Origin of the sequence: Bacillus sp. 205(2023), assembly GCF_037027485.1 — a bacterium.
GTDB classification, from domain to species: Bacteria; Bacillota; Bacilli; order Bacillales; family Bacillaceae; genus Bacillus; species Bacillus halotolerans.
On the sequence record NZ_JAXCHF010000001.1, the window covers coordinates 665,802 to 690,404 of the forward strand.

Below are 24,603 nucleotides of genomic sequence, written 5' to 3' on the forward strand. Positions count from 1 at the left end.
TATAACAAAATAAACCCAAAAGAAAGGCTTCTTTTGGGTAGAATAAACATACATGTCTCAGCTCAACTACACTCATTCTCTGCTACCCTATTCTCTAACTCAACTCATTCACTAAGCTTTATACACACTCTTGTGTATTTCTAAGCTGTTCTAATCGTATTACAATTCATTATTTTTTGTCAATGATAAATCGGGTCTTAATACAACCGCTTTTTCTAAATAGACATGTCTGATTTGATTCTGAGGAACTTCAGTCTGAACAGTCATCATGACCCTTATACATTTTTTCAGCCCGCCTGTAACATCCATTTCCTGCATACATGTCACCGGCACATACTGCCAGCCAGAAAGCTCGCGGACAGCTTTTGCCGGGAAAACAGAGTGCAGGTCAGGCGTCGCCGATAGAAGCATTTGAACAACATCTTCCGGCTTTGTTTTGTTTTCTTCTATCATTTTTTCTAACAGCTGTTTGGTTTTTTGTAAAATCTCTTCTTCAGTATCTTTTTCTACTGTAGTTGCTCCGCGAATTCCACGAATCATCATGATGTCTCCTCCATTCGCCATTTGTTCAGCCAGCTCTCAAGTTCATCTCTTGAAAACGTATGGTCGGCGACTTTTCCTAATTCTTTGAGAATGATGAATTGAATCATACCGCCGCGGGTTTTTTTATCATTCATCATACGGTCTAAAAGCACGGAAGTTGCCGTTTCTCTTTTAATGCGGCTTGGATAGCCTAGGTTCTTAAGCCAGCTGACTAATCGATTTCTGTCCATTTCACAGCCGGCTTCCTGTTCACTTATATATAAAGCAAACTGCATACCGAGTGCTACCGCATCACCGTGGGTGATCTGTCCATAGCCATACTCCGCCTCAACTGCGTGGCCGAGTGTATGCCCAAAGTTAAGATAGGCTCTGATTCCTTCTTCCTTTTCATCCTGATGAACGACAGACGCTTTAATCGAAATACCTTTAAAAATCATGTCATTCAGCTGCTCGCTGGTGATATCGTTCAGTGAGTGAATGTCCAGCAGGTCTTTCAGGAATTCTCTGTCATAAATAAAAGCATGCTTAATCACTTCTGCCATCCCGGACCGAAGCTCTTTTTCCGGTAGGGAACGGAGAAAGTCCGTATCGTAAAGCACGGCTTTGGGCTGATAAAATGCGCCGATCAGATTTTTTCCAAGCGGATGATTCACCGCTACTTTTCCTCCGACCGCGCTGTCATGCGCCAAAAGCGTTGTAGGCATTTGAATGAAATCAATGCCGCGCATAAAAGTGGCAGCCACAAATCCAGCAAGATCTCCTACAACACCGCCTCCAAAAGCGATGATGCATGAGGAGCGATCCATATGAAATCGAATCGCTTCACTCTGCAGCTTCGTGTACATATCCATTGATTTCGCCTGCTCTCCGCTCGGCACCGTCACTTTTTTCACAGGCCATTTTTCTTCCAGCAGGTGAAGCATTTCATCACCGTACAGGCGATCCACTTCTTCATCGGTAACAAGCATAATGCGTGTTAATGGCCTGTTTAGCGAGGTTAATAGTTCACAAGCCTTTTTTCTGATTCCTTGTCCGATAAATACAGGATACGAAGAGGAAGCGGTTTGAACATGCAGTGTTCTCATTAAAATTCCCTCGACAGTTTTCTCATATTCTCTACGTTTTCTCTAATGCGGTCAATTTGGTCTAAGCCGAATTGTTCAACAACAGCGTTCGCAATTTCCCATGCAACAGCAGCTTCCGCTACTACACTTGCCGCTGGCACTGCGCAGCTGTCTGAACGTTCAATGCTGGCAGAAAACGGTTCTTTCGTTTCAATATCCACACTTTTCAGCGGTTTATATAATGTCGGAATCGGCTTCATGACTCCGCGGACAACGATTGGCATTCCTGTCGTCATGCCGCCTTCCAATCCGCCAAGTCTGTTCGTAGCACGCGTATATCCTTTTTCTTCGTCCCAAATGATCTCGTCATGAACCTCGCTTCCGTTTCTTCCGGCCGCTTCAAAACCGATGCCGAATTCCACACCTTTAAATGCATTAATAGACAGTACTGCCGCAGCAAGCTTGCTGTCCAGTTTACGGTCATAATGAACGTAGCTGCCCACGCCCACCGGCATTCCTTCAACAATCACTTCCACAATTCCGCCGATGGAATCTCCGTTTGCCTTCGCTTCGTCAATGGCATCCATCATTTTTTTGCCTGCTTCTTCATCGTAGCATCTGACCGGAGACTCTTCAGTCACACGCTTCAAGTCATCAATTGAAGTATAATCCGTTTTTTCAGCCTTAACTGCCCCAATCTGTAATACGTGGCCCGCTACCTTAATGCCAAGCTCAGAAAGGATCTTTTTAGCGACAGCGCCTGCCGCCACTCTTACGGTCGTTTCACGTGCTGAAGAGCGCTCAAGCACATTTCTCATATCGCGGTGGTTATATTTAATCGCACCGTTTAAATCTGCGTGTCCCGGTCTTGGTCTGGAAATTTGGCGTTTCATTTCCTTTTCTTCTTCTTCAGTAATCGGATCCGCACCCATAATTTTAGTCCAGTGTTTCCAATCGTTATTTTCTACAACAAGAGCGATTGGTGAACCGAGAGTGCGGGCATGGCGCACCCCGCTCATAATTTTCGCCTGATCCTTTTCGATCTGCATGCGGCGCCCGCGGCCATGGCCTTTCTGGCGTCTGCCAAGCTCAAAGTTGATATCTTCCTCAGTTATGTAAAGCCCCGCAGGCACACCTTCAATAATGGTTGTCAATTGGGGGCCGTGTGATTCACCGGCTGTTAAATATCTCATGACTTCTTCTCCCTTCATCGCATTAACGCTTTTAAGTAAAACTACTATAACATATTTTTCGGCAAAAAGTCAGTCTATCTTTTTTGATAAAAGAATGTATCCGCGGGAGAAAGGCCGAATTTCTCCGGATTGAAGATCTGCTCTGTGCTGCCAACAAAGAGAACCCCATTCTTTCTTAAGCTATGCGCCATTTTTAAGTACAGCTCTTCCTTTGCGTTTTCTGTAAAATAAATAAAAACATTGCGGCACACAATCAAATCAAAGTCTTGCTCGTAGCGATCCGCAAGCAGATTATGTTTTTGAAACCTAATGTTCTTCTTTATGTCATGTTTCACTTCATAGCTCTTATCAGCGTTTTGAGTAAAATAACGATCCTTCACAGAAGACGGCACTTCTTGCAAAGACCGCTCCTGATACACGCCTTTTTTCGCTTTTTCCAATGCTTTATCATCTATATCAGTCGCCAAAATCTGATAGCCTGGGAGCCCTTTCTGCTGGTCTAAAATCATTGCGAGCGTATAAGGCTCCTCCCCTGTAGAGCATGCCGCGCTCCATATTTTTAAAGGCTTAGAATGTTTGATTAAAGGCAAAATAGCTGTTTCAAGAACTTCCCATCTTTTATAATTTCGATAAAATTCTGAAACATTAATCGTCATTCTGTCCAATGTTTCATTTAAAAGCGCCTGATCCTTTTCTAATGCCGCTGCAAAATCCTTAAAGCTTTGAAAACCTTTTTTCTCATAAAGGGATGTCAGCCTTCTCTTCATTTGCGCTTCTTTGTATAAAGTTAAATCAACTCCGGTTAATTGCTTCCATTTGGTTGTAAATACGCTGTATGTATCCATCTCTTCTCTCCCAGTCTCGCTGTCTTTTGTCCTAGTATAGCTTGTTTTATCAGGAAATTGTATTGTTTCAAATAAAAAAATCAGCTTTTCAGCTGATTTCAGATGATTGGTAAAGACAGTGGTGGATCCCCTGCCGTTTAGCCATATATTCAAGTCAATGTAAACCTTTACAAAAAAGCCGGAACCGGCGGCATGCAGATACCGGCTCTTCTCTCGGCTTTTTCAGCAATGATTAATAGATCCAGCCTGTCATGAGTTGTTGATATGATACTAACTCTTCATCCTTAAAGAAAATATTAATCTCACGCTCAGCACTTTCCAGAGAATCAGAGCCGTGGATAATATTTTTTCCGACAAACATGCCGAAATCCCCGCGAATGGTGCCTGGCAATGCTTCTTTAGGGTTTGTTTTTCCAATCAGCTGCCTGGTCACTTCAACGACATTTTCGCCTTCCCACACCATCGCAAAAACTGGTCCGGAAGTAATAAACTCAACAAGTTCTCCAAAGAAAGGCTTCCCTTGATGTTCGGCATAGTGTTTCTCAGCCATTTGTTCAGTTACTCTCATCAGCTTTGCGCCAGCTAATTGTAAGCCCTTACGTTCGAATCTAGATAAAATTTCCCCGATCAGCTGCCGTTGGACACCGTCCGGTTTCACCATGATAAAAGTCTTTTCCATCACATTCTCCACCCCATCATATGTATGTATAGGCTTTCACATTGCACACCGAAATCGTAACATCTTTCAGATAATTAATCAATCCGGGGCGGAGAAATTTCTTAATATCTACAAAAAATTAAAATTTTCTTTTGCCGATATATTTTGCGATGGCTGCAAGAGAAGAACGCGCACGCCCTCTCGGAAGCGTGTTAAGTTTTTGGAAAGCTTTTTGCAGATACATCTCGCTCACTGCCATCGATGCTTCAATCGCATCTGTCTTTTTGATTTCTTCAATAATAGGCGCAAGCTGTTCTTGTGTCGTCTCGCTGTTAATTAATTTAAGCTGATTCTTTAAAGCTGGGTTTTTTAATGCATATAGGACAGGCAATGTAACATTTCCTTGAAGCAAATCGCCTCCAACCGGTTTACCCAGTTCTTCTTCAGTTGAAGTAAAATCAAGAATATCATCAATGATTTGATAAGACATGCCGACATAATATCCAAACCAGTAGAGCGCCTTATGAATCTTCTCTTCAGCTCCGGACGCAATAGCCCCCAGCTGGCAGCTGACAGCGATAAGAAGCGCCGTTTTTCTCTTTATGCGCCGCAGGTACGTTCTGAGATTCTGTTCCATGTTGTATTTGTCTTTGATTTGTTCAATCTCACCAAGACACACTTCAACAATGGTCTGTGACAAGATCCGATGAGCTTTCGGTTCATTAATTCTCGTCATCATTTCAAGAGATCCGGCAAGCATATAATCGCCTGTATACATCGCAATTCGGTTATCCCATTTGGCTTTGATCGTCGGCTTTCCCCGGCGAAGCTCCGCATCGTCAATGACATCATCATGAACCAACGATGCCATATGAATCATTTCCAGAGTGACAGCGACATATTTAATCTTATTGATATCGTAATCGCCAAACATGCCGGAAAGCAGAACGAAGACAGGCCGAATCCGTTTGCCTCCTGCCTGCAATAGATGAAGACCCGCCTCGCTCAAAAGCGGATAATCGGAGCGTACGGTTTGTTCAAGCTCCCTTTCAATTACATCAATATCGTCATTTAAAAAAGAGTAGGCCATTTTAAATTTCATATCATTCACCCAAACATCTGTGTTTTCATTTCCATCCGATATGCGTGGCAGCAACTCCGCCAGTAAACGAATGATATTTGACATTTTTCAGACCCGCCTCTTCAAACAGGCCTGCCAGTTCCTTCATACCAGGAAATTCTCTGGCTGACTCTTGGAGCCACGAGTATTCTTTATAGCTTTTCGCAAACAGCTTCCCGAAAAACGGCATAATATACTTAAAGTACATAAAATAAGCCTGTCTAAATCCAAACATTTCAGGCTGTGAGGTTTCCAGGCATACTACTTGTCCGCCAGGCTTCACCACACGTCTCATTTCTTTCAGTACGGTCAAATAATCAGGCACATTACGCAGTCCGAAGCCAATTGTTACAAAATCAAATGTATTATCATCAAAAGGGAGCTCCATTGCATTTCCGTGCAGCAGTTCGATTTGACTGAAACCGCCGTCTTTTACTTTCTGTTTGCCGACGCTCAGCATGTTTTCGCTGAAATCCAAACCCTTTATCTCACCGGTTTTACCGGCTGCTTTTGCAAGAGCAATCGTCCAGTCAGCTGTTCCGCAGCAAACATCAAGAGCTTTGGCGCCTTCTTTTACACCCATGATGCGCATCGTTTTATCACGCCATTTTTTGTGCTGCTGAAAACTGATGACAGAGTTCATTTGGTCGTAGTTTTTATATATTTTTTCAAATACTCCGTGTACCCGCTGTTCTTTTGAGTCCTGCATAATGGTTACCCTTCTTCCACTTTCTGATGATAAGTTTGATCTTGGCTGATTGTCTTCAGGCGGTTTAATAAAATTTGCTGAATAGGTGAGCTTAGAGGCAGAAGTGACTCAATGCTGTTCTTTGCTTTCTTAAAACACTCTTCCAGCATCTCTTCTTTTGTTTTCCCCAGCTGTATAACACTGCCGATCACATCTAAAAATGTATCATTTCCGGTCATAAGCCGCTTATATACAAAAAAATCACTCGATAGCTTCTTCCAGCGCGGGAGATTGAAATGTTCAGACACCCGATGGAATAGAGCTGATTCAACGATGCCGACACTTTCGAAAAAATGGTGTTCGTCCTTTACAGATCGGTCATACAGACGAATTTTATGTTCATTGATTTCTTTAATTGCTGTAGCGAGCGTTCTAATCATGTAGATATCCTTCATTTCAGATAGTAATGAATAGTACAGTCCGCTGAAATAATCGCCTGCAAGAACAGTCAATTGGCGATTCTTGTTTTCATCTCGTTTTATGACTCTGGCTGTCGTTACTTCATCATGGGTATCAAGGGCGCTTTGTACAAGCATCGCTGTTACAATATAATTTTCTCTGTCATTGTTTTTTATGTCGGCTTCTTCAAATAATGCATGAAAAAGAAGAAGCTTATCCTCATCGATCTTAGGCGCAGAAATATGCTTCGCTAAATAAGGATGAGACAGCTTTTGTTTTATTTTCGTGTTCAGATTGGCTAAAGTTCCGTAGATGTCTTGCAAAAATATCACCCTTGTCCCCAAATTCACATTTATTTCTAAATCATATGTATGAGTTTTATTTTGTCATAAGATTACGCAGGTATCATTATAGCATAAAAAAAACAAATTGGCTGTATCCTCCCGCTGTTTGCGAGCATTTGCTTTAAAACAGCGGGGACAGCCAGCTTATTTTTTTTCGCTTTTCATTTCTCCGTATGCGGTTTGAATGAGCGCCTCTCCTCTGACTTTAATGGCAGAAGTATGCTCTGTAAACTGAGCAATGATCACTTCTCCCTTGTCGAGTTTTTCGGAATGGTGAAACTTTGTGTCCGTTCCCCTTGTCAGGCCGATCACATTCACTCCATCCTCAATTGCTTTAATGACGACAAAATCGCTTGAATGCTTTTCGTTCATTTATAGCACCCTCTATCTTTATTAGTCCTGGCGTTTAATATGTTCCAATACTTCTGAACGTGCAGCAGCATCATCTTTGAAAATGCCTCTGACAGCTGAAGTGACTGTTTTGGCGCCCGGCTTTCTTACGCCCCGCATTGTCATGCACATATGCTCTGCTTCAACAACAACCATTACGCCATGCGGATCAAGCGTTTCTACGATGCTTTCTGCAATTGTAGAAGTGATGCGCTCCTGAAGCTGCGGACGCTTTGCAACTGCCTCAACGGCACGCGCCAATTTGCTGAGCCCTGTGACTTTTCCGCCCCGCGGTATATATGCAACATGTGCTTTTCCGTAAAAAGGAACAAGGTGATGCTCACACATAGAATGAAACGCGATATCTTTTACTAGAACAAGCTCCTCATGGTCTTCACCGAAGATAGTCTGGAAATGTTCTTTTGGATCTTCATTCAAGCCGGAGAATACTTCGGCATACATCTTTGCGACTCGTTTCGGAGTATCAAGAAGCCCTTCTCTGTTTGGGTCCTCTCCGATCGCTTCTAAAATTTGACGAACAGCTTGTTCGATTTGTTCTTTATTAACTTCTTTCATGTTCTGTGTCCTCCACCAATGAATACATTTAATTTCGATTCTAGCACACATGCCCCGCTAAAAGCAAAGTGAATGCACACGCTCCTAAAAAAATGAAAAGCCCCTTAAGAAGGGGCTTTTCTGTGAAGAAATAAAGTGTATGTAATCTAGATGCATACACGATCTATATTCACAATTATTTTCCGGCAACTGCGTCTTTAAGCGCTTTACCTGGTTTGAAAGCAGGTACTTTGCTTGCTGGAATTTCGATTTCTTCACCTGTTTGAGGGTTGCGTCCTTTACGTGCAGAACGTTCACGCACCTCGAAGTTACCAAAACCGATCAGTTGGATTTTATCACCGTTTTTAAGTGCATCTAAGATCGTATCAAAAACAGAGTCAACTGCTTTTGTCGCGTCTTTTTTAGACAATTCGCTTGCTTCCGCAACCGCATTAATAAGTTCTGTTTTGTTCATGCCTTTCACCTCCTCCCAAAAGGAATAAGCTCAGTTCGTTTATTATCATTTCTTCACAGTTCAGTCTGATTCTAAACCTGCCTGAGAAAAAAATCAGACAAGCAAGAGAAAGACAATTAAACGGCTTTTAAGAAAAACTGCACTCCAAGGAATGTTTGTCCATCAGAGTGAAGAATTTCTGTATGTAGAGTAACACATATAAAAAGCCATATCAAGCATTTTAAAGCGTCAATCCCTTGCTCGTCAAGGATTTAACGTGATTTATCGAACAAATATTCCTTTTTTTCCTTTTTTCATCCTATTCCTTGATCCTTTTCCAATATTAAGAGCAAAGAAAAAAGACCTCCTATTCTATAAAGAGGTCTCCCCGCATTACAGGATAATGGCGATTAAGCCGCCTGATCCTTCGTTTATGATTCTTTCTAATGTTTCTTTTAATTTATATCGTGCGTTTTCAGGCATCAGTGACAGCTTAGCCTGAATCCCTTCTCTCACGATAGAGCTGAGCGATCTTCCAAAAATGTCAGAATTCCAAATTGAAAGCGGATCATCCTCAAAGTCCTGCATTAAGTAACGCACCAGTTCCTCGCTTTGTTTTTCAGTTCCGATAATCGGCGCAAATTCGCTTTCGACATCCACTTTGATCATATGGATTGACGGTGCGACAGCTTTCAATCTTACCCCGAATCTGGAGCCTTGCCGTATAATTTCCGGCTCATCCAGACTCATGTCAGTTAAAGCAGGCGCTGCAATGCCGTATCCCGTCTGTTTGACCATTTTTAAAGCATCGGACACCTGGTCATATTCCGTTTTCGCATGGGCAAAATCCTGCATCAGCTCAAGCAGGTGGTCTCTGCCCCTGATTTCAACGCCTACCACTTCTTTTAGGATTTGATCATATAAATGGTCGGGCGCATACAAATCAATTTCTGCAACCCCTTGGCCGAGCTCAATCCCGGCTAATCCGGCACTTTCAATAAACTCAAACTCGCTGAATTGACCGACAACCCTGTCGACATCACGGAGCCGTTTAATATCCTTAACAGTTTCCTTCACTGATTCCTGATAGCTCTCGCGCAGCCAATGGTTTTCTTTCAGCACCATGACCCAGCTTGGGAGATTTACATTTACTTCAAGCACCGGAAACTCATAAAGAGCCTCTCTGAGAACATTCAGTACATCGTTTTCCCGCATACTTTCTACGCTCATTGCCAAAACAGGGATATCGTATTTCTCGCTTAAATCCTGGCGCATCGCCTCTGTCTCCGGGTGATACGGTTTTACTGAGTTAATGACCATAATAAAGGGTTTTCCGACTTCTTTCAGCTCTTCAATGACTCTTTCTTCTGCCTCTATATAGTCACTTCTGGCGATATCACCAATCGTGCCGTCTGTCGTAATAACCACTCCGATGGTCGAATGTTCTTGAATCACCTTCCGCGTTCCGATTTCAGCAGCCTCATGAAACGGGATCGGTTCTTCGTACCAAGGTGTATTAATCATCCGCGGGCCGTTTTCATCCTCGTATCCTTTTGCACCCGGCACTGTATAGCCTACACAATCTACTAATCTTATATTGACATCGAGTCCGTCTGATACATGAACAGACATCGCCTGATTCGGAACAAATTTAGGCTCTGTAGTCATAATCGTTTTTCCGGCTGCGCTTTGAGGCAGTTCATCCTGCGCACGTGCCCGGTCTGCTTCATTACTGATATTCGGGAGCACCACAAGCTCCATAAATTTCTTAATAAACGTAGATTTCCCTGTACGGACAGCACCAACGACTCCTAAGTATATATCGCCTCCTGTTCGTTCAGCGATATCCTTGAAAATATCGACCTTTTCCAAGTGATCCCCTCCCGGACTTCCTATCCTTATCAATTTTATTAACCTTTTTCAATCAAACACAGGACACTATATGTGTATGACGTTGTCCTATTTCAATATGACATCTTTAGAAAATTTTCCATCCTTAATCTATTAAAGTATAAAAAAACCTTTCTCCCTATTTGTATGCAAGGGAGAAAGGTTCATTCCTTTTTTATATCATTTTCTAAAAAAACAGGTTCTTGTTTGTCATTAACGGTATATTTCACTGAAAATGCGGGGACGAAAGGCGTCTCTTCCCATATTATGTCCTGTATTTCCGTGCCGGGTTTAAAAGTTTTTTTGCTTTTTTTGAGACAGGAAACGAGCTCTGTCCGATAGTCGGCGTAAATTTCTCCGTCTCCGTCAATCATAAGCGGCAGGGAGTTTCCTGAGATTGGGCTTGTGACAGAAAGAGAGTCAGCCTCCCCTAGTTTTTTCCCATCAAGCGTAAACAAGTCACGCGCTAATACACCCTGATATGGCGGATATTTATGCTCTTGGCGGTACATTTGAACGCGTAATTTGATATCACGTATTTTTTCCGCCATCTTTACATCAATCAGTTTAACAGTCGGATTGTTCTCTACATCGACAAGCACGTATTGATAGTCTCCGCCGCTTTCATATGCCGTGCTTGGAGGTTCAGCCATATATCTCGGCGCTAAACGGTTAAAATCTATCGGATATTTTTGATAAAGCGGTGTTGACATATCTTTTGTTTGAATCGGAAGCAGTCCTCCGTTTGCCTTTTGAAATTCATCAACGGCAGATTGAACCAGCTTTAATTGGTCCTGATATGGAGTGGCTTGTACACTGCTTTTCCGTTCATGCGGATATAAACATCCAGATAAGAAAATCACTGCTACAAAAATCATAGCGCACTTCAGTTTACCCATACAGCACTTCCTTTTACAGCTTTATTCATTAACAGGGCCGCTGAATACCACCACAAATACAATAATTCCCGAAATTAATACACACATGTAAGCAACCGATGAAACCGCAATCTTCAGAAAACGGTTTCGGCATTTAAAACGGCTTAAATAGATGCATGCTACGGCCAGAAACATCAGCCCCATGGAACCAAGGGCAAACCACATTTTGATCAATGCCAGACTCAAATGACCCGCGCCCCCTCCGACATTTGTTTTGTAAGCGTTACATTTTATTTTAATATACAGCGCTTGAAAAGATCAACCAGATTTTCCATCCTTTGATAGAATAAAAAAAACTGAAGCAAAGAGGGGGACTTTGCTTCAGTCAAATTGACTATATTCACCTACGTTTAAGAAACACTCTCTTGGACTTCGATGCTATAGTATGCGACTTTGCATACAGATGCATCCTCTCTTGCCTAAATCGGCAAAATGTTTCAGGAGATCCCAAGGCATGGGTATTCTTCTGTGTTTCGAGCTTTCGTGCAATTAGAATATGCGGAATTCTATTCCGTTGACACTTTTATTTAACTTGGTTATCAAATGTATTCACCAAGTCCTCCATCTCGTGGGTTTTCCCTCTCGCCATTAAGGATTCAACAGCGGTTTCTACCTTTTGTCCATTAAATAGAACTTGATGAAGGGCTTCTGTAATCGGCATTTGCACCTGATATTTTTCTGAAAGCTGGTAAGCCGCTTTTGTCGTGCGCACTCCCTCAACGACCATTCCCATTTCTTCGAGAACGTCCTCAAGCTTGTACCCTTTTCCGAGTAAATTGCCGGCACGCCAGTTTCTGGAGTGAACACTTGTGCACGTAACAATCAGGTCTCCGACACCTGTCAATCCGGAAAACGTTAGCGGATTCCCGCCCATTTTTGTGCCGAGTCTCGCAATTTCAGCAAGCCCCCGCGTAATCAAAGCAGCTTTGGCATTATCGCCGTATCCTAAGCCGTCTGTGATGCCAGCAGCAAGGGCGATAATATTTTTCAGAGCGCCTCCGATTTCAACACCGATAATGTCAGGATTTGTGTACACCCGAAAATTGTGGTTTATAAACAGATCCTGCACCTCTTCTGCAGCCTGCATGCTCTTTGAAGAGGAAGTGACGGTTGTCGGATGCCGGAGTCCTACTTCTTCAGCATGGCTCGGCCCGGAGAGCACGACAATGTCCTTTCTGACATCACTCGGGAGCTCAAATTCCATAATTTCAGAAATGCGCAGGAGCGAATCCGGCTCTATCCCCTTACTCACATGAACAAAAACTGCTTTTTTCGTCATAAAAGGCACTGCCTGTCTCAACACTTCCCGAATCGCTTTGGTCGGAACAGCAACTATGATGAAATCTGCGTCTGACACAGCCTCCCCGATTTCCGTTGTTGCTCGAATCGATTCAGGGAGCTTGACATCAGGCAAATAATCCTTATTTTCGTGCAGATCATTTATTTGTTGGATCAGCTCCGCACGATGCCCCCACATTCTCACATCATGGTTGTTATCGGCTAATACTAAAGCCAGTGCCGTTCCCCAGCTTCCCGCTCCAAGCATTGTGACTCTTTTCATATTTGCTTCACACCTTTTTATTTTCTAGCTCTTGCAAATATTTTGATTGGTGTCCCCTCAAAACCGAACGCATCTCTGATTCGGTTTTCTAAAAATCGTTCGTATGAAAAATGCATCAGTTCCGGATCGTTTACAAACACAACAAAACTCGGCGGCTTCACCGCAACTTGAGTCGCATAATAAATTTTCAAGCGTGACCCGTTATGAGTCGGTGTCGGGTTCATTGCCACAGCATCCATAATGATGTCATTTAAGACATTCGTCTGGACACGAAGTGAGTGATTTTCACTTGCTTTAATGATTGCAGGCATGAGCGTATGAATCCGTTTTGTCGTTAATGCTGACATGAACAGAATCGGTGCATAATCAAGAAATTGAAAATGATCACGGATATTCTGTTCAAATTCTTTCATCGTGCTTTCATCTTTGTCAACAGCATCCCATTTATTCACTACGATCACGACAGCCTTGCCTGCTTCATGTGCATAACCCGCGATGCGCTTGTCCTGTTCGATAATGCCTTCCTCACCGTCAAGCACCACCGCAACAACTTCAGAGCGGTCGATGGCTTTCAGCGCCCGCAGCACGCTGTACTTTTCAGTCGTTTCATACACTTTACCTTTTTTTCTCATGCCGGCAGTGTCTACAATGACAAAATCCTGCTGGTTATAAGTAAATGTTGTATCAACCGCATCTCTTGTTGTTCCTGCCACGTTACTCACAATGACACGATCTTCGCCAAGAATCGCGTTTACCAGAGAAGACTTTCCTACATTCGGGCGTCCGATCAGGCAAAATTGAACGACTTCATCATCATATTTTGTTTCAGGGATATTTTTAAAATGCTCCGCTGCGGCATCCAATAAATCTCCGAGTCCCAGCCCGTGTGTTCCTGAAACCGGGTACGGTTCACCAAAGCCCAGCGAATAAAAATCATAAATATTCGCTCTCATTTCTGTGTTATCCAGTTTATTTACCGCTAAAACAACAGGCTTTTTCGTGCGGTACAAAATTTTCGCTACTTCTTCATCAGCAGCAGTCACACCTTCACGGCCATTCACCATAAAAATAATGACATCCGCTTCATCCATGGCGATTTCGGCCTGCTCGCGTATCTGTGTTAGAAACGGCTCATCACCGATATCAATACCGCCCGTATCAATCAAATTAAAATCATAATTCAGCCATTCAGCCGAGCTGTATATCCGATCCCTTGTCACACCAGGGGTATCTTCTACTATTGAAATTCTTTCACCCGCAATCCGGTTAAAGATTGTGGATTTTCCTACATTCGGTCTCCCGACAATGGCTACGACAGGTTTACCCATAGTACCCTTCCTTTCGATCCAGCCGCTTTCATTTTTACATAAATTCTCAACCGGTTATTTAAATCATCTCATTCACTTTTATGAAAAGAAACCCTTCAGAGGAAGGGCTTAACTCATTTATTATATCAGTTTTTACTGGGATCACAACTATTCTTAAAAATGTTTCACGATCAAATAAACATCTTCCCCAATTCTATGGGCAATTCCGTCAAGGATTGCCTCAAGGTTTTTAGCGAAAAGCTCCATCTCTTTTTGGTCATTACAAAAAAAGATAGGTGTCCCTCCTGAAGCACGGTTCCGGTTTGTCGTGATAACAGACAAAATCACTTTCGTCAGCGATTCACTCATCCTATCACCTTATCCTGTTTTTTGATAAATTCCGTTGGCATTCTGATCGCGTTTTCCAAGGTCGGAACATTGCTGATAATCTGAACAGCTGTTTCCGGGTGATGAATTTGCGGCAGGACAAAAACGCCCACTCTTCCGTCATTAAGATCCCTTTTCGCGATTGGCGTCAGGGACGGCTCTCCTGAGTCCCGATACACCCCCAGCACATTGGAGACATCAAATAAAATGGCCTGGCGCTGACCCAGGTTGGCAATGGTTGCAGCTGAATTAAAATTTTTAGGCGTTAAAATAAACCCCATGCCATGCTTTAAAATCAGCTCCTGTTTCTCCGGAAGTCCGATGTTCATCATATAAATATTATCTACAAACAGACCCGGCCCTTCAAAGTGAGGCTCTATGTACTCAATATCGACAATATCTTTCAATACACTGCCGGACATAAATTTCATTGCTAACAAAAAACAAACAACAGCGGTGATGACAGCAGCCCAGATTGAGAAAAACACGTACGCCGATGTTGTCAAAAGAGCAGTAAAAATTACGATATAATTTCTGCTTTCAAACGCAATGGCGATTCCTTCAATATAAGTGCTTCCTCTTGAGACAAGTTCGTACGAATCCATTTGTGTCAGCGTATTCCGCTCCATATTTCTGACATCTCTGAATTGAGTGGCTGCAAGTGTCAAAAACGTGATGGCCGTAAACTCCTCCTGTAATAGCGCAGGCATAATAATTGCCCCTAACCCTGCCGCAATAAGTCCAAGTGCAATATGAATGACTTTTCCGTGAATATAGGTCGGATACTGACGGTAATCTGTTTTCAGCATATACAGCCTTGTGGCGACTCCTGCTACGACCCCCGCAATAATCGGATAGATGTAATCACTCATGACATTTTAGTAGCTCCTTTGTTTGATCTTTTGCCTCTCTGGCCAATTTGACTGGCGAGCTGTTCATATTTTGATATGCCAAACAGCAATATCGTTCCCGCAGAGCACGCGTTAAGCCATTGAAAACCTCCGACAGCCGTATGCCCTGCCAATTGTTGAATGACAAAAGAATACACCAGTTCGCCTTGGCACATTCCTAGAACATATAAGGCAAGCTGCATCTGAAAATCCCTTTCAACAGAAGCAGTCAACAGCACACATAATACAACAGCGGTCCACTCAGGTTTTATGATGAACCAAACCGGATCATATAATGCAAAAAGATAAACAAACGCATACCCGGAAACAAGCGTCAGGTGCACCATGATATAGCGAAATCGTTTATACATCCCTAAATATCCGGCATAGACGCACCCGCAAACGAGAAACATCACGTACGCCGCATTCAGAGAAAAATATAAAGTAAAGTGATGTATGCTTAAGATGATATTAGTCAAAATAAATACTGAGACGGCAAAGCGCCTTTTCGTCTTTCCAAGAATAAAGGTTGTGAGCACCCACAAAAACCACATTGACCAATAATAATAAAATTGTTCCATATCGCTTCCTCCATACTCCCAGTATGGAGTCTAAACACTTTTTTTAAACAAACCGCTTTACGTAAAGGAGAATGATCATGGGAAAAGACAGACAGGAGAAAAAACTCAAGGCTTCGGGCAGAGTGGAATCAGACCGAGACCAATCGATTCACTATGACGGAGCCACCAGCCTTGAACAAAACGGCAAATTTAAAAAGCGTAAATCATAATACAAAAAGCCCAAAACTCACACCGTTTTGGGCTTTTCTTATACAGCTGTCAACGCACATTGTAATTGGAAGTATGAATGCCTCTCTCTGTCAGCCAGTGATGAGTCTCACCTTTTATGACAAGAGGAGCCTTTTGCAAATCAGAAATCGTACTGGTGCCAAGCACAGTCATAATCATTTTTAATTCCTCTAGGATCAGCTGAATCTCTTCGAGCAGCCCTTCTTCGCCTTTTTCAGTCAGCGCTTTTAAGAAGTGCCCTGCCATTCCGGTACAGGAAGCCCCAAGAGCTATCGCCTTCGCGACATCAAGCGCATTTTGAAGGCCGCCGGACGCAATCGTTGTTTTACCTGGAAACTCAGAGCGGATTTCTGCCAGGCTCGCTGCTGTTGAAATCCCCCATGAGTTGAAAAAAGTGATCTGGCGCTGTCTTCGGAGATTTTCTATTTTCGAGAAATTTGTCCCTCCGTAACCGCCGATATCAACAGCTGCCGCACCAGCTTCATACAGCTTTCCTGCTGATTCTTTGCTCATTCCGAAGCCTACTTCTTTTATTATGACAGGCACTTTGACTTCGCTGCAGACCTGTTCAATACGGGAAAGAGCGCCGTTAAAGCTTCTGTCACCTTCGGGCATGACAATTTCCTGAATCACATTCAGGTGAATCTGCAGCGCATCCGCCTCAATCATTTCGACAGCTTCCTTCGCCTGACGAGCTGTCGCCTCACTGCCCAGATTGGCAAAAATCAGCCCATTCGGATTTTCCTTTCGGACGATTTCATATGAATAGCGTTCAGACGGGTCTTTTAACGCCGACATTTGTGAGCCGACAGCGAGAGGAATATCAGCTATACGAGCTGCTCTAGCAAGCGCCTTATTAATTTCATATGTAAGTTGTCCGCCGCCGCCAGTCATTGCATTGATAAAAATCGGCGAACTGCTTGAAAGTTCGCCGATTTTTGTGGAAATATCTACTTGTTCTAATGCAAGATCGGGCAGACTGACATGAACAAACGTAATATCATCAAGACCCGTCTCCCGCTTTTGGCCGGTAGACAGGGCATGATTGATATGTTCTCTTTTCCGTTCTGCTCGAGTCACGTTTATCACCAATTATTTTAGTTTATTAAGCTTATCTCCGATCAGATCTCCAAGCTGGAAGCCAGTGCTTGTTTCTTCCTTCGCCTGATATTGGCGGTAATCCTCTTGATCGGCTTTAGGAGCTTCTTCAAGCTCACGCATGCTTAATGAAATGCGCTCTTCATTTTCATTCACATCAAGAACCTTCACTTTTACAGTCTGTCCTTCTTCAAGGACTTCATGCGGCGTGCCGATGTGTTTATTAGAAATTTGAGAAATATGAACGAGACCTTCTACGCCAGGAAGAATTTCAACAAACGCACCGAAGCTCACGAGGCGCTGAACCTTTCCTTCAAGCACATCACCCGGCTTGACCTTCTCCCCAATTTGGCTCCAAGGCCCAGGCAGAGTTTCTTTAATAGATAAAGAAATACGCTCATTATCCCGGTCAACCGATAATACTTTCACTTTCACTTCCTGTCCCTCTTCCACAACATCAGACGGCTTTTCAACGTGGGAGTGGGAAAGCTGTGAAATGTGCACAAGCCCGTCGATACCGCCGATATCAACAAACGCGCCAAAGTCAGTCAGGCGCTGCACTTTACCATCGAGTACACTTCCAACTTCTAGAGACTGAAGAAGGTCTTGTTTTTTATTCGCCTGCTCACTTTCAACAACCGCACGGTGTGAAAGGATGACGCGGTTTTTATCACGGTCAAGCTCTACTACGAGCAGAGACAGTGTTTTTCCTTTATAGTCGGTAAAATCTTCTACAAAATGCGCTTCTACAAGTGATGCCGGAATAAAGCCTCGTACGCCGATATCAACGACTAGACCGCCTTTTACGACATCTTTCACTTCAGCTTCAAACACTTCTTTTGTTTCAAATTTTTTCTCAAGGTCTTCCCAAGCGCGGTCTGCATCAACAGCACGTTTAGATAAAATCAAAGCATCGTCTTCCACTTTTGTTACTTTCAGGTCAAGCTCGTCGTCTACTTTTACGACATCCGATGCTTTCTCTACATGAAGACTTGATAATTCACTGATTGGAATAATACCGGACTGTTTGACATTGATAATTTCAACATCCACATGCTTGTCCTCTACCTTTGTCACAATCCCTTTTACTACATCTCCAACCTCTGGTACTTGAACATCAATTTGATTCATTTCCTCTGTCATTTGAATAACCTCCTTGGTCCAAACCTACACAGCTTAATTAAAAACGGTTTGAAAGCTGAACACGTATCATGCATGTCCGCTTTTAGCCGAATATGTATTAAAGAATCATCCAAAAAAGATTTTGAATGATCAATAAAAAGTTTTATTAGTATTAACTTCTAATAAAAGGACAGGTTTGTCAAGCAATAACATTCTTTCTTTGTTGAAAAATTCAAAAAAAGTGGCCTCCGCCGGTATCAGCGGGACTTTTGCTCCACTACATCAAGGATTTTTTCAGCAACTTCCTGAATGGAAAGAGAAGTCGTGTCGATTTCAAGCGCGTCATCTGCTTTTCGAAGCGGAGAAACTTCGCGCTCTGAATCAAGTTTATCTCTTCTTGCAATTTCCTCAATTAATGTTTCATAGCTGGCATCGTAGCCTTTTTTTACATTTTCTTCATAACGGCGTTTCGCTCTCTCTTCAACAGATGCCAAAAGAAAGATCTTCACTTCGGCATTTGGAAGCACATGCGTTCCGATATCACGTCCGTCCATGACAACGCCGCCTTTTTCCCCGAGCTGCTGCTGGCGTTTCACCATTTCTTCCCTGACGCTTCTGTGCTTGGCAGCAATTGAAACTTGATTGCTGACCTCGTCTTTTCTGATGTCCTCAGTCACATCTGTGCCGTTGACAAGCACCTTTTGTCCTTCTTTTGTTGTAATCAGCTCAATATCGGTTTGCTTTAACAGCTCAGCCAATTTTGCTTCATCTGTCAAATCAACTTTTTCTTGTAAAGCCACATATGTAATGGCCCGATACATCGCTCCCGTATCAATATATATGTACGATTTTTTTTCAGCCACAATTTTGGCAACGGTGCTTTTCCCCGCAGCAGCCGGGCCGTCGATCGCAATAGATAATTTCTTTTCCATAATTCCTCTCCTTGCTCTTTTCTCCTCTATGGATTGTATCATGAACTTTATGAAAAAGGGTGAAAAATTCATGAATAATTAATGTTTGAAGGTTTCTATCCAATCATTAACTTCCATTTTATCCACCCCTTCATATTGAATCACTTTTGAGACATAAGGTTCAATATGCTGATAGTGAAAAAGAAACTGGATACCAAGTAAAATCACTGCCTGAATGAACAATAATTTGAGCAGCAGCCGTTCAAAGGTCTTCATCAGCCCACCTCCATCACAAATAGTATGGAAGTGTTAGCCGATGTTTATTCCAATCGTCCCTTTCTTCTCTTGTTTAACTGGCTGCGAATGCAATACTGAAGAAGGAGCTGCTGATCACCGGCTGAAATCCCCGAATACTCCAAGGTCATTTTACGTTTGCCTGATTTTGAATCATTAAACACACGCCTGACAACCGCGGCAGCCTCTATTTGATGCGTTTTCTCCTCACCCTGAAGGCTGATGAACAGGCGCAGCGTATCCCCGTGCTGAAAAGAATAGCCATCTGTCACAATCAAAGCAATACCGCCGGCGCTGATATTGTACGAAAGTGTATGAAACCCGTCTTTTTCATCTGCCGGCTCGACCAGCACATCCAATACCGTGTCAGTTCTTACATATTGCCGGCGTTGAATACGTTTCATTTTTTCACGGGGAGGCACTTCAAGGCAGATCATTTGAAGCTTGTCCGTCACTTTTCCCTTAATGCGGCTTGAGAAGCGGTAAGGCACTTCGTCTTTACCGACAAACTCTACCGTTACTTCAGTATTATGATGCAAAATCACGGTTCTTCCTGTGTTTACATCAACCGGATATGCGATCAGGAGCTCTCCGTTTTCTATACTCACGGCTTTGCTCTTTGCTATTTTTAAATCATTTTCTTCTATGTATTCTAAGTGTACAGTTTCCCCAATCTCTATCATTGACTTCACTCTTTCGCATTCAATATACTCACTTTTTTATTAAAGCATGTAATGAAAAAAAGGAAAAGACTTTTAGTCCTTTCCTCCTAGTTTTTATAGGTCTTTATATATAGGTTCAGCATTTTTTAGTTTTTCAACTTTCTCTTCCGTTCCGTCATTAGCATTTATATACATTCTGAATGTATCATTTTCAATCGTACCCAGTATTTCATAGCATAATACTTCCTGTCCTAATTCATTTGTGATCACAGCAAGCCTTGTTTCTCTCACTTCTACATTTTTGTTTAATTTTGCTTTCGCATCTTGTTCAGAGATAGCCGGCTTTGGTATGTCTCTTTTTCTGTGGGATGTTAAGAAATCTCGCGCTGAAAAGCCGACAACCTCGCCGTCATCCAAGGCAACTTTCATACGGATAGCTTCTGGATACATCCGGACATTATTTTCTATTGGAACATATGAGAATACACCGATTTTATCGTATTGCGCACTTTCATCAATTTCCAGATCTTTCGTTTCATATCCGTTTTTCTTTAGAAAAGCAAGGGCTCGATTCGATCCGTCATTCAAGCTGATTTTCTGATCTTTCACTTCTCTGTTTTGGATTAAATAAACCGGGTGTCCGCCTTTTTTTGTAATATCCATATATATCGCTGCTTTATGATCAGGATCTTTCATACTGATACTGTAGACGTCACGGTTTGTTTTTTTTCCGCTCTTTATCACTTTGATTGCATAATTGTCATCAGGTGCAAAGCGTTGGGCAATTTGTTTGGCTTCCTGTGAAGAAATTTCTTTTCCCTTCAGATGGGCAAAACCCTTCTCCTCTTTTTTGGTGCTGGTGAAACTTGGCCCAAGATCTGTTCCTGAGGCGAAGGATCCGACATTTTTTTCAACCGTTTTAAAGCTGTTGATGATCGTGTTATCACTCTGTTTTTCATCAGAGGCCAGCGCCATCTCTACATCCATCCAGCGCAAGTTCTTGCTCATGACAAGGTGCTGAACGTGGCGCAGTTCATTTTGTATATCTTCTGATTGCTGATAAAGCTTATTTAACGAAGTATACTCTTTTTCATCGAGCGGTTTTTGATCCAAATCCCTGATTGACGTTTTATAGCTGAAATCGCCGATCTTGGATAACAGCTCTTCCGTTTTGTTAAACGGCATTAATGTAAGCGGCAGCTGACTGACACTGTTATGGGCTTCTGATGTAATTCTCCAAACATCTATCAATGCGGGGGACAGTGATTTTTTGCTGTTCATGGCAAGCGTTGCGCCAATTTTATCATGCAGCTGGTCTACCTGATAGGTGAGCTCATGAAACGCCCGCTGATAGTTATTTTCAGCATGAAGAAGGACAGCGTCTTTTTCCTGGTGCTCTTTGTATCCCCAGTAACTAGTACCGACAATTGCAATACCGAGCACTGCGATTAAAATAGCTCTGATCATTTATCACACCTCATTTTTATGCTTTCTTATATCCTGCTACTCACAGAAAATGTGTTTACCGATTCTCTTAATCTGCGGGCGCCCCCAAATCCACGCGCTGGTAGCTGTATCCGGATTAAAGTAATACAGCGCTTCCTCGGAAGGGTCCCAGCCATTAATGGCGTCTAATACTGCTTCTTTTGCTGTTTCGTTCGGCTGCATATAAATTTGTCCGTCAGCCACCGCTGTAAAGGCAAGCGGTTCAAAAATAACACCTGATATTGAATTTGGAAATAACGGACTGTTTAAACGGTTCAAGATAACTGCTGCAATAGCAACCTGTCCCTCGTACGGCTCGCCACGTGCTTCCCCATAAACCGCTTGAGAAAGCAGCCGAATATCATTATTGGAAAAACCGCCCGGCATGTTAGCTGCAACCGCATCCTGTTTTCTGGTTTTTGCAGGCGTGTTGTTGTTTTGCTGTTTATTCGCTTGCGGCTGCTGTGTTATTTTTTCAGCAGGCTGTTTCTGCCGCGTCTCTGCTTGCTGTCTTGCTTTTTGAGTCGCTGTTTTTGACGGTTTTGTTTGGTATTTCAGCGGTATTTTTCCGTAATGCGTGAATTTATTTCCTTTTTGAAGCTGCTCTATGACATATTCACGGTAATATTTAGACTTACATATCAAGGTCTTTTTGGTTTGGGCTCCGACCAGACCGTCTACCTCTTTTAAGCCGAATTGATCCTGAAAGTTCCGTACTGCCCAGTATGTCCCCCATCCATAAACTCCGTCAATTTTCCCATTATAATATCCGTTATATTGAAGACGCGCCTGCAGCTCGATCACATCGTCCCCTGTTGCCCCTCTTTGAATGACTTGATTAGAAAAGGCTGAAATGGTTTCAGTATTGATAAACGTCGTAATTATAAAGGAAAATAAAATGAGACATGCCATAATCGATCCTTTGGACTTCATTTTTTCAAGCCTCCTACAGCAAATTTTTGAGTGTAATCGTATTTTCTGTAACGAGGTTATTTTTATACACTCTTTCCTTCTTATCCCTCACAGCTTAAAAATTTCAGCAAATCAAAAAGCCGCACTATCGCTGTGCGGCTCTTCTAAATCTGTATCATATTAACAGAACGGGCTTTTTTTGCTTTTCGCAAACCAAACCACCATAAAAATAACATAAATGGAAGCATGTAATAGATCCAATTACTGAGGGCTGTCAGGATAAAGTCATACGACCCATGTAAAAGTGAAGGTACGGCCAACGAAAGGAAAAGCCATTTTACACGTGCTTTTTCAGCGGAAAAACGCGCTTTCCCTAGGTAAAACCCCATAATCACTCCAATTAAGGCATGGCATGAAACGGGCAGCAGCGCTCTGACAAACGCATGCTCCACGCCATGACCGATTAAATAAAGAATATTTTCGAGTGTCGCAAAACCGAGCGATACACTTGCGCCGTATACAATTCCGTCATAATGTTCATCAAAGTGGGCGTGCGGGTAAACACTGATCATTAAAATAAACCATTTTAATGATTCCTCCAAAAAGCCAGAAGACAAAAAAGAAACAAAAAAGCTTCCGCCTCCCACATTCTCTTTTTCAAGCACATACTGGATAAACATGGTGGGAAATACAAGAACAACCCCAAGAAAAAATGACCGAAGCACCATATGTACAGGTTCATTATCATACTGATCTTTTAAATAAAAATAACTTAACAGCGCGATGCCGGGAGCAATTCCTGCAGAGATGATTGCAAACATCAGGCAACCTCTTTCCTTTATATTCCTATGTCTATCCTACCATGTTGTGTATGAATTTACATCTGTCTGACCTTAAAAAAACAAAAAGAGCATACGAATCCTTCATATGCTCTCCTCTTTTCACTTATCTTCTCTTTTTGCGATTTCATTTGCGATGTGGCCGCCGTGAAATCTTCCGTTTTCAATAAATATTTCATTTGCATTGTTTCCAGCAGCGATGACCCCGGCAATAAAAACGCCCTCCACATTGGTTTCCATCGTTTCTTCATTAAAAAACGGACGCCCTGATTCCTCATCGATTTTCACACCGATTTTTTTCAAAAATTGATGATCAGGATGATAACCCGTCATGGCAAATACAAAGTCGTTTTTAATGGTAATCAGCTCCTGCTGGCCGGAGCGGAAAACGACTTCATCTTCAGTGATTTTTTCTACACAAGCGCCAAATTCCATTCGGATTGTACCGTTTCTTACTAAAGATTCGAATTCTGGCAGAATCCATGGCTTAATGCTAGAAGAATATTCATTGCCCCTGTATAAAACGGTGACACGCGCTCCTGATTTTACGAGTTCAAGCGCAGCATCTACACTTGAATTTTTCCCGCCGATAACGACGACGTCTTTATCGAAATACGGATGTCCTTCCTTAAAATAATGGAATACTTTCGGCAAATCCTCACCGGGTACGTTCATATAGTTTGGATGATCATAATAGCCTGTGGCAATAATGCAGTATGGTGTTGAATACGTCTCTTTTGACGTTTCGATAACAAATGAATTGTTTTCTGCTTTTGTCACTTTTTGCACCATTTCAAATGCATTCACACGGATCTTTTTCCGCTTCACGACTTCCCTGTAGTACGACAAAGCCTGAATTCTGACAGGCTTTCTGTTTTCGGTAATAAATGCCACGTCACCGATTTCAAGCTTTTCACTTGAGCTGAAAAAGGTTTGATGCGTCGGATAATTGTAAATACTGTTAACGACATTGCCTTTTTCAATGACGAGGGCATCAATGCCAATTTGTTTTAGATGAATGGCCGCAGATAACCCGCAAGGACCTCCGCCAATAATTATTGCTTTTTCTTCAATCATTTCCGTCAACTCCTGCGATTGGCATTCGATTCACATTTTTCTATTTCCAAATAAAAAAATCTCCTATTTTATCATAGGAGATTTTTATTTTTTATGCAAATCATCAAC

29 protein-coding genes are annotated in these 24,603 nt (G+C 42.5%); 1 reads left to right on the forward strand and 28 read right to left on the reverse strand.

Features of this window, described 5'->3' with window-relative positions; genetic code table 11:
• Positions 1-159: 159 nt before the first annotated feature.
• The 19 genes from aroH to WA325_RS03185 form a co-directional block, all read right to left on the reverse strand.
• Positions 160-543, reverse strand: a complete 384-nt coding sequence (aroH, locus tag WA325_RS03095) for a chorismate mutase (protein ID WP_095713184.1) — start codon at positions 541-543, stop codon at positions 160-162.
• Positions 540-1,628 (reverse strand): 3-dehydroquinate synthase, encoded by a 1,089-nt coding sequence (gene aroB / locus WA325_RS03100; protein ID WP_202852579.1) that lies wholly within the window; start codon positions 1,626-1,628, stop codon positions 540-542. Before aroB ends, aroH begins: the two co-directional genes overlap by 4 nt.
• A complete protein-coding gene (aroC, locus tag WA325_RS03105) occupies positions 1,628-2,800 on the reverse strand; it encodes a chorismate synthase (protein WP_202852580.1) in 1,173 nt (390 codons plus the stop codon). Before aroC ends, aroB begins: the two co-directional genes overlap by 1 nt.
• A gap of 74 nt (positions 2,801-2,874) precedes the next feature.
• The gene (gene cheR, locus WA325_RS03110) at positions 2,875-3,645 is read right to left on the reverse strand and encodes a protein-glutamate O-methyltransferase CheR (RefSeq protein ID WP_105955079.1); all 771 of its coding nucleotides are present in this window, start codon (positions 3,643-3,645) and stop codon (positions 2,875-2,877) included.
• A 232-nt stretch (positions 3,646-3,877) separates the two neighbouring features.
• The gene (gene ndk, locus WA325_RS03115) at positions 3,878-4,327 is read right to left on the reverse strand and encodes a nucleoside-diphosphate kinase (RefSeq protein ID WP_081638330.1); all 450 of its coding nucleotides are present in this window, start codon (positions 4,325-4,327) and stop codon (positions 3,878-3,880) included.
• Positions 4,328-4,442: 115 nt separating this feature from the next.
• A complete protein-coding gene (gene hepT / locus WA325_RS03120) occupies positions 4,443-5,405 on the reverse strand; it encodes a heptaprenyl diphosphate synthase component II (RefSeq protein WP_024121868.1) in 963 nt (320 codons plus the stop codon).
• 25 nt (positions 5,406-5,430) lie between these two features.
• Positions 5,431-6,132, reverse strand: coding sequence for a demethylmenaquinone methyltransferase (gene menG, locus WA325_RS03125; RefSeq protein ID WP_024121869.1), 702 nt, complete (start codon positions 6,130-6,132; stop codon positions 5,431-5,433).
• Between the two features lie 5 nt (positions 6,133-6,137).
• Entirely contained in the window at positions 6,138-6,893 is a 756-nt protein-coding gene (gene hepS / locus WA325_RS03130) for a heptaprenyl diphosphate synthase component 1 (RefSeq protein WP_024121870.1), read from the reverse strand.
• Between the two features lie 165 nt (positions 6,894-7,058).
• The gene (mtrB, locus tag WA325_RS03135) at positions 7,059-7,286 is read right to left on the reverse strand and encodes a trp RNA-binding attenuation protein MtrB (protein ID WP_024121871.1); all 228 of its coding nucleotides are present in this window, start codon (positions 7,284-7,286) and stop codon (positions 7,059-7,061) included.
• A 21-nt stretch (positions 7,287-7,307) separates the two neighbouring features.
• Positions 7,308-7,880 (reverse strand): GTP cyclohydrolase I FolE, encoded by a 573-nt coding sequence (folE, locus tag WA325_RS03140; protein ID WP_010334745.1) that lies wholly within the window; start codon positions 7,878-7,880, stop codon positions 7,308-7,310.
• Between the two features lie 175 nt (positions 7,881-8,055).
• Positions 8,056-8,334, reverse strand: coding sequence for a non-specific DNA-binding protein Hbs (gene hbs / locus WA325_RS03145; protein ID WP_003153447.1), 279 nt, complete (start codon positions 8,332-8,334; stop codon positions 8,056-8,058).
• Between the two features lie 372 nt (positions 8,335-8,706).
• On the reverse strand, positions 8,707-10,185 hold the full coding sequence (gene spoIVA / locus WA325_RS03150; protein ID WP_010334746.1) for a stage IV sporulation protein A: 1,479 nt from the start codon (positions 10,183-10,185) through the stop codon (positions 8,707-8,709).
• A gap of 182 nt (positions 10,186-10,367) precedes the next feature.
• Positions 10,368-11,102 carry a hypothetical protein gene (locus WA325_RS03155; protein WP_336183195.1) on the reverse strand — a complete coding sequence of 245 codons (735 nt, stop codon included), beginning with the start codon at positions 11,100-11,102 and terminating at the stop codon, positions 10,368-10,370.
• A gap of 21 nt (positions 11,103-11,123) precedes the next feature.
• The gene (locus WA325_RS03160) at positions 11,124-11,327 is read right to left on the reverse strand and encodes a DUF2768 domain-containing protein (RefSeq protein WP_105954941.1); all 204 of its coding nucleotides are present in this window, start codon (positions 11,325-11,327) and stop codon (positions 11,124-11,126) included.
• A gap of 337 nt (positions 11,328-11,664) precedes the next feature.
• Positions 11,665-12,702 carry an NAD(P)H-dependent glycerol-3-phosphate dehydrogenase gene (locus tag WA325_RS03165; protein WP_105954940.1) on the reverse strand — a complete coding sequence of 346 codons (1,038 nt, stop codon included), beginning with the start codon at positions 12,700-12,702 and terminating at the stop codon, positions 11,665-11,667.
• Positions 12,703-12,719: 17 nt separating this feature from the next.
• Positions 12,720-14,030: a ribosome biogenesis GTPase Der gene (gene der / locus WA325_RS03170; RefSeq protein WP_010334750.1), complete on the reverse strand. Its 1,311-nt coding sequence runs from the start codon at positions 14,028-14,030 to the stop codon at positions 12,720-12,722.
• A 153-nt stretch (positions 14,031-14,183) separates the two neighbouring features.
• Positions 14,184-14,378 carry a capping complex subunit for YIEGIA gene (locus WA325_RS03175; RefSeq protein ID WP_024121875.1) on the reverse strand — a complete coding sequence of 65 codons (195 nt, stop codon included), beginning with the start codon at positions 14,376-14,378 and terminating at the stop codon, positions 14,184-14,186.
• Positions 14,375-15,268 (reverse strand): YIEGIA family protein, encoded by an 894-nt coding sequence (locus WA325_RS03180; RefSeq protein ID WP_044155014.1) that lies wholly within the window; start codon positions 15,266-15,268, stop codon positions 14,375-14,377. Before WA325_RS03180 ends, WA325_RS03175 begins: the two co-directional genes overlap by 4 nt.
• Positions 15,265-15,867, reverse strand: a complete 603-nt coding sequence (locus WA325_RS03185; RefSeq protein ID WP_059336631.1) for a YphA family membrane protein — start codon at positions 15,865-15,867, stop codon at positions 15,265-15,267. The genes WA325_RS03180 and WA325_RS03185 overlap by 4 nt, the downstream gene beginning before the upstream one ends.
• A gap of 77 nt (positions 15,868-15,944) precedes the next feature.
• Between WA325_RS03185 and WA325_RS03190 the strand changes: the two genes are divergently transcribed.
• Positions 15,945-16,076 carry a YpzI family protein gene (locus tag WA325_RS03190; RefSeq protein WP_010334754.1) on the forward strand — a complete coding sequence of 44 codons (132 nt, stop codon included), beginning with the start codon at positions 15,945-15,947 and terminating at the stop codon, positions 16,074-16,076.
• A 49-nt stretch (positions 16,077-16,125) separates the two neighbouring features.
• On the opposite strand, the gene fni is transcribed toward WA325_RS03190, so the two are convergent.
• From fni to WA325_RS03235, 9 genes are all read right to left on the reverse strand, one after another.
• Positions 16,126-17,175 (reverse strand): type 2 isopentenyl-diphosphate Delta-isomerase, encoded by a 1,050-nt coding sequence (gene fni / locus WA325_RS03195; RefSeq protein ID WP_105955078.1) that lies wholly within the window; start codon positions 17,173-17,175, stop codon positions 16,126-16,128.
• A gap of 12 nt (positions 17,176-17,187) precedes the next feature.
• On the reverse strand, positions 17,188-18,336 hold the full coding sequence (gene rpsA / locus WA325_RS03200) for a 30S ribosomal protein S1 (protein ID WP_024121879.1): 1,149 nt from the start codon (positions 18,334-18,336) through the stop codon (positions 17,188-17,190).
• Positions 18,337-18,572: 236 nt separating this feature from the next.
• Complete coding sequence (cmk, locus tag WA325_RS03205) at positions 18,573-19,247, reverse strand: (d)CMP kinase (RefSeq protein ID WP_105954938.1); 675 nt, start codon at positions 19,245-19,247, stop codon at positions 18,573-18,575.
• A gap of 78 nt (positions 19,248-19,325) precedes the next feature.
• Positions 19,326-19,502 (reverse strand): YpfB family protein, encoded by a 177-nt coding sequence (locus WA325_RS03210; protein ID WP_105954937.1) that lies wholly within the window; start codon positions 19,500-19,502, stop codon positions 19,326-19,328.
• 44 nt (positions 19,503-19,546) lie between these two features.
• A complete protein-coding gene (locus WA325_RS03215; RefSeq protein WP_105954936.1) occupies positions 19,547-20,203 on the reverse strand; it encodes a flagellar brake protein in 657 nt (218 codons plus the stop codon).
• Between the two features lie 93 nt (positions 20,204-20,296).
• Positions 20,297-21,649, reverse strand: coding sequence for a germination protein YpeB (gene ypeB / locus WA325_RS03220; protein ID WP_105954935.1), 1,353 nt, complete (start codon positions 21,647-21,649; stop codon positions 20,297-20,299).
• Between the two features lie 36 nt (positions 21,650-21,685).
• Positions 21,686-22,600: a spore cortex-lytic enzyme gene (gene sleB, locus WA325_RS03225; RefSeq protein WP_336183196.1), complete on the reverse strand. Its 915-nt coding sequence runs from the start codon at positions 22,598-22,600 to the stop codon at positions 21,686-21,688.
• 143 nt (positions 22,601-22,743) lie between these two features.
• On the reverse strand, positions 22,744-23,400 hold the full coding sequence (gene prsW / locus WA325_RS03230) for a glutamic-type intramembrane protease PrsW (RefSeq protein WP_326324643.1): 657 nt from the start codon (positions 23,398-23,400) through the stop codon (positions 22,744-22,746).
• 120 nt (positions 23,401-23,520) lie between these two features.
• Positions 23,521-24,495, reverse strand: a complete 975-nt coding sequence (locus WA325_RS03235) for a YpdA family putative bacillithiol disulfide reductase (RefSeq protein WP_151175111.1) — start codon at positions 24,493-24,495, stop codon at positions 23,521-23,523.
• Between the last annotated feature and the right edge of the window lie 108 nt (positions 24,496-24,603).

Excerpts from the sequence above, each read along its gene's own strand:
- aroH (WP_095713184.1), bottom strand. The coding sequence starts at position 543 with ATGATGATTCGTGGAATTCGCGGAGCAACTACAGTAGAAAAAGATACT.
- aroB (WP_202852579.1), bottom strand. The coding sequence starts at position 1,628 with ATGAGAACACTGCATGTTCAAACCGCTTCCTCTTCGTATCCTGTATTT.
- aroC (WP_202852580.1), bottom strand. The coding sequence starts at position 2,800 with ATGAGATATTTAACAGCCGGTGAATCACACGGCCCCCAATTGACAACC.
- cheR (WP_105955079.1), bottom strand. The coding sequence starts at position 3,645 with ATGGATACATACAGCGTATTTACAACCAAATGGAAGCAATTAACCGGA.
- hepT (WP_024121868.1), bottom strand. The coding sequence starts at position 5,405 with ATGAAATTTAAAATGGCCTACTCTTTTTTAAATGACGATATTGATGTA.
- menG (WP_024121869.1), bottom strand. The coding sequence starts at position 6,132 with ATGCAGGACTCAAAAGAACAGCGGGTACACGGAGTATTTGAAAAAATA.
- mtrB (WP_024121871.1), bottom strand. The coding sequence starts at position 7,286 with ATGAACGAAAAGCATTCAAGCGATTTTGTCGTCATTAAAGCAATTGAG.
- folE (WP_010334745.1), bottom strand. The coding sequence starts at position 7,880 with ATGAAAGAAGTTAATAAAGAACAAATCGAACAAGCTGTTCGTCAAATT.
- hbs (WP_003153447.1), bottom strand. The coding sequence starts at position 8,334 with ATGAACAAAACAGAACTTATTAATGCGGTTGCGGAAGCAAGCGAATTG.
- WA325_RS03155 (WP_336183195.1), bottom strand. The coding sequence starts at position 11,102 with ATGGGTAAACTGAAGTGCGCTATGATTTTTGTAGCAGTGATTTTCTTA.
- WA325_RS03165 (WP_105954940.1), bottom strand. The coding sequence starts at position 12,702 with ATGAAAAGAGTCACAATGCTTGGAGCGGGAAGCTGGGGAACGGCACTG.
- der (WP_010334750.1), bottom strand. The coding sequence starts at position 14,030 with ATGGGTAAACCTGTCGTAGCCATTGTCGGGAGACCGAATGTAGGAAAA.
- WA325_RS03175 (WP_024121875.1), bottom strand. The coding sequence starts at position 14,378 with ATGAGTGAATCGCTGACGAAAGTGATTTTGTCTGTTATCACGACAAAC.
- WA325_RS03180 (WP_044155014.1), bottom strand. The coding sequence starts at position 15,268 with ATGAGTGATTACATCTATCCGATTATTGCGGGGGTCGTAGCAGGAGTC.
- WA325_RS03185 (WP_059336631.1), bottom strand. The coding sequence starts at position 15,867 with ATGGAACAATTTTATTATTATTGGTCAATGTGGTTTTTGTGGGTGCTC.
- WA325_RS03190 (WP_010334754.1), top strand. The coding sequence starts at position 15,945 with ATGGGAAAAGACAGACAGGAGAAAAAACTCAAGGCTTCGGGCAGAGTG.
- rpsA (WP_024121879.1), bottom strand. The coding sequence starts at position 18,336 with ATGACAGAGGAAATGAATCAAATTGATGTTCAAGTACCAGAGGTTGGA.
- cmk (WP_105954938.1), bottom strand. The coding sequence starts at position 19,247 with ATGGAAAAGAAATTATCTATTGCGATCGACGGCCCGGCTGCTGCGGGG.
- WA325_RS03210 (WP_105954937.1), bottom strand. The coding sequence starts at position 19,502 with ATGAAGACCTTTGAACGGCTGCTGCTCAAATTATTGTTCATTCAGGCA.
- WA325_RS03215 (WP_105954936.1), bottom strand. The coding sequence starts at position 20,203 with ATGATAGAGATTGGGGAAACTGTACACTTAGAATACATAGAAGAAAAT.
- ypeB (WP_105954935.1), bottom strand. The coding sequence starts at position 21,649 with ATGATCAGAGCTATTTTAATCGCAGTGCTCGGTATTGCAATTGTCGGT.
- sleB (WP_336183196.1), bottom strand. The coding sequence starts at position 22,600 with ATGAAGTCCAAAGGATCGATTATGGCATGTCTCATTTTATTTTCCTTT.
- prsW (WP_326324643.1), bottom strand. The coding sequence starts at position 23,400 with ATGTTTGCAATCATCTCTGCAGGAATTGCTCCCGGCATCGCGCTGTTA.
- WA325_RS03235 (WP_151175111.1), bottom strand. The coding sequence starts at position 24,495 with ATGATTGAAGAAAAAGCAATAATTATTGGCGGAGGTCCTTGCGGGTTA.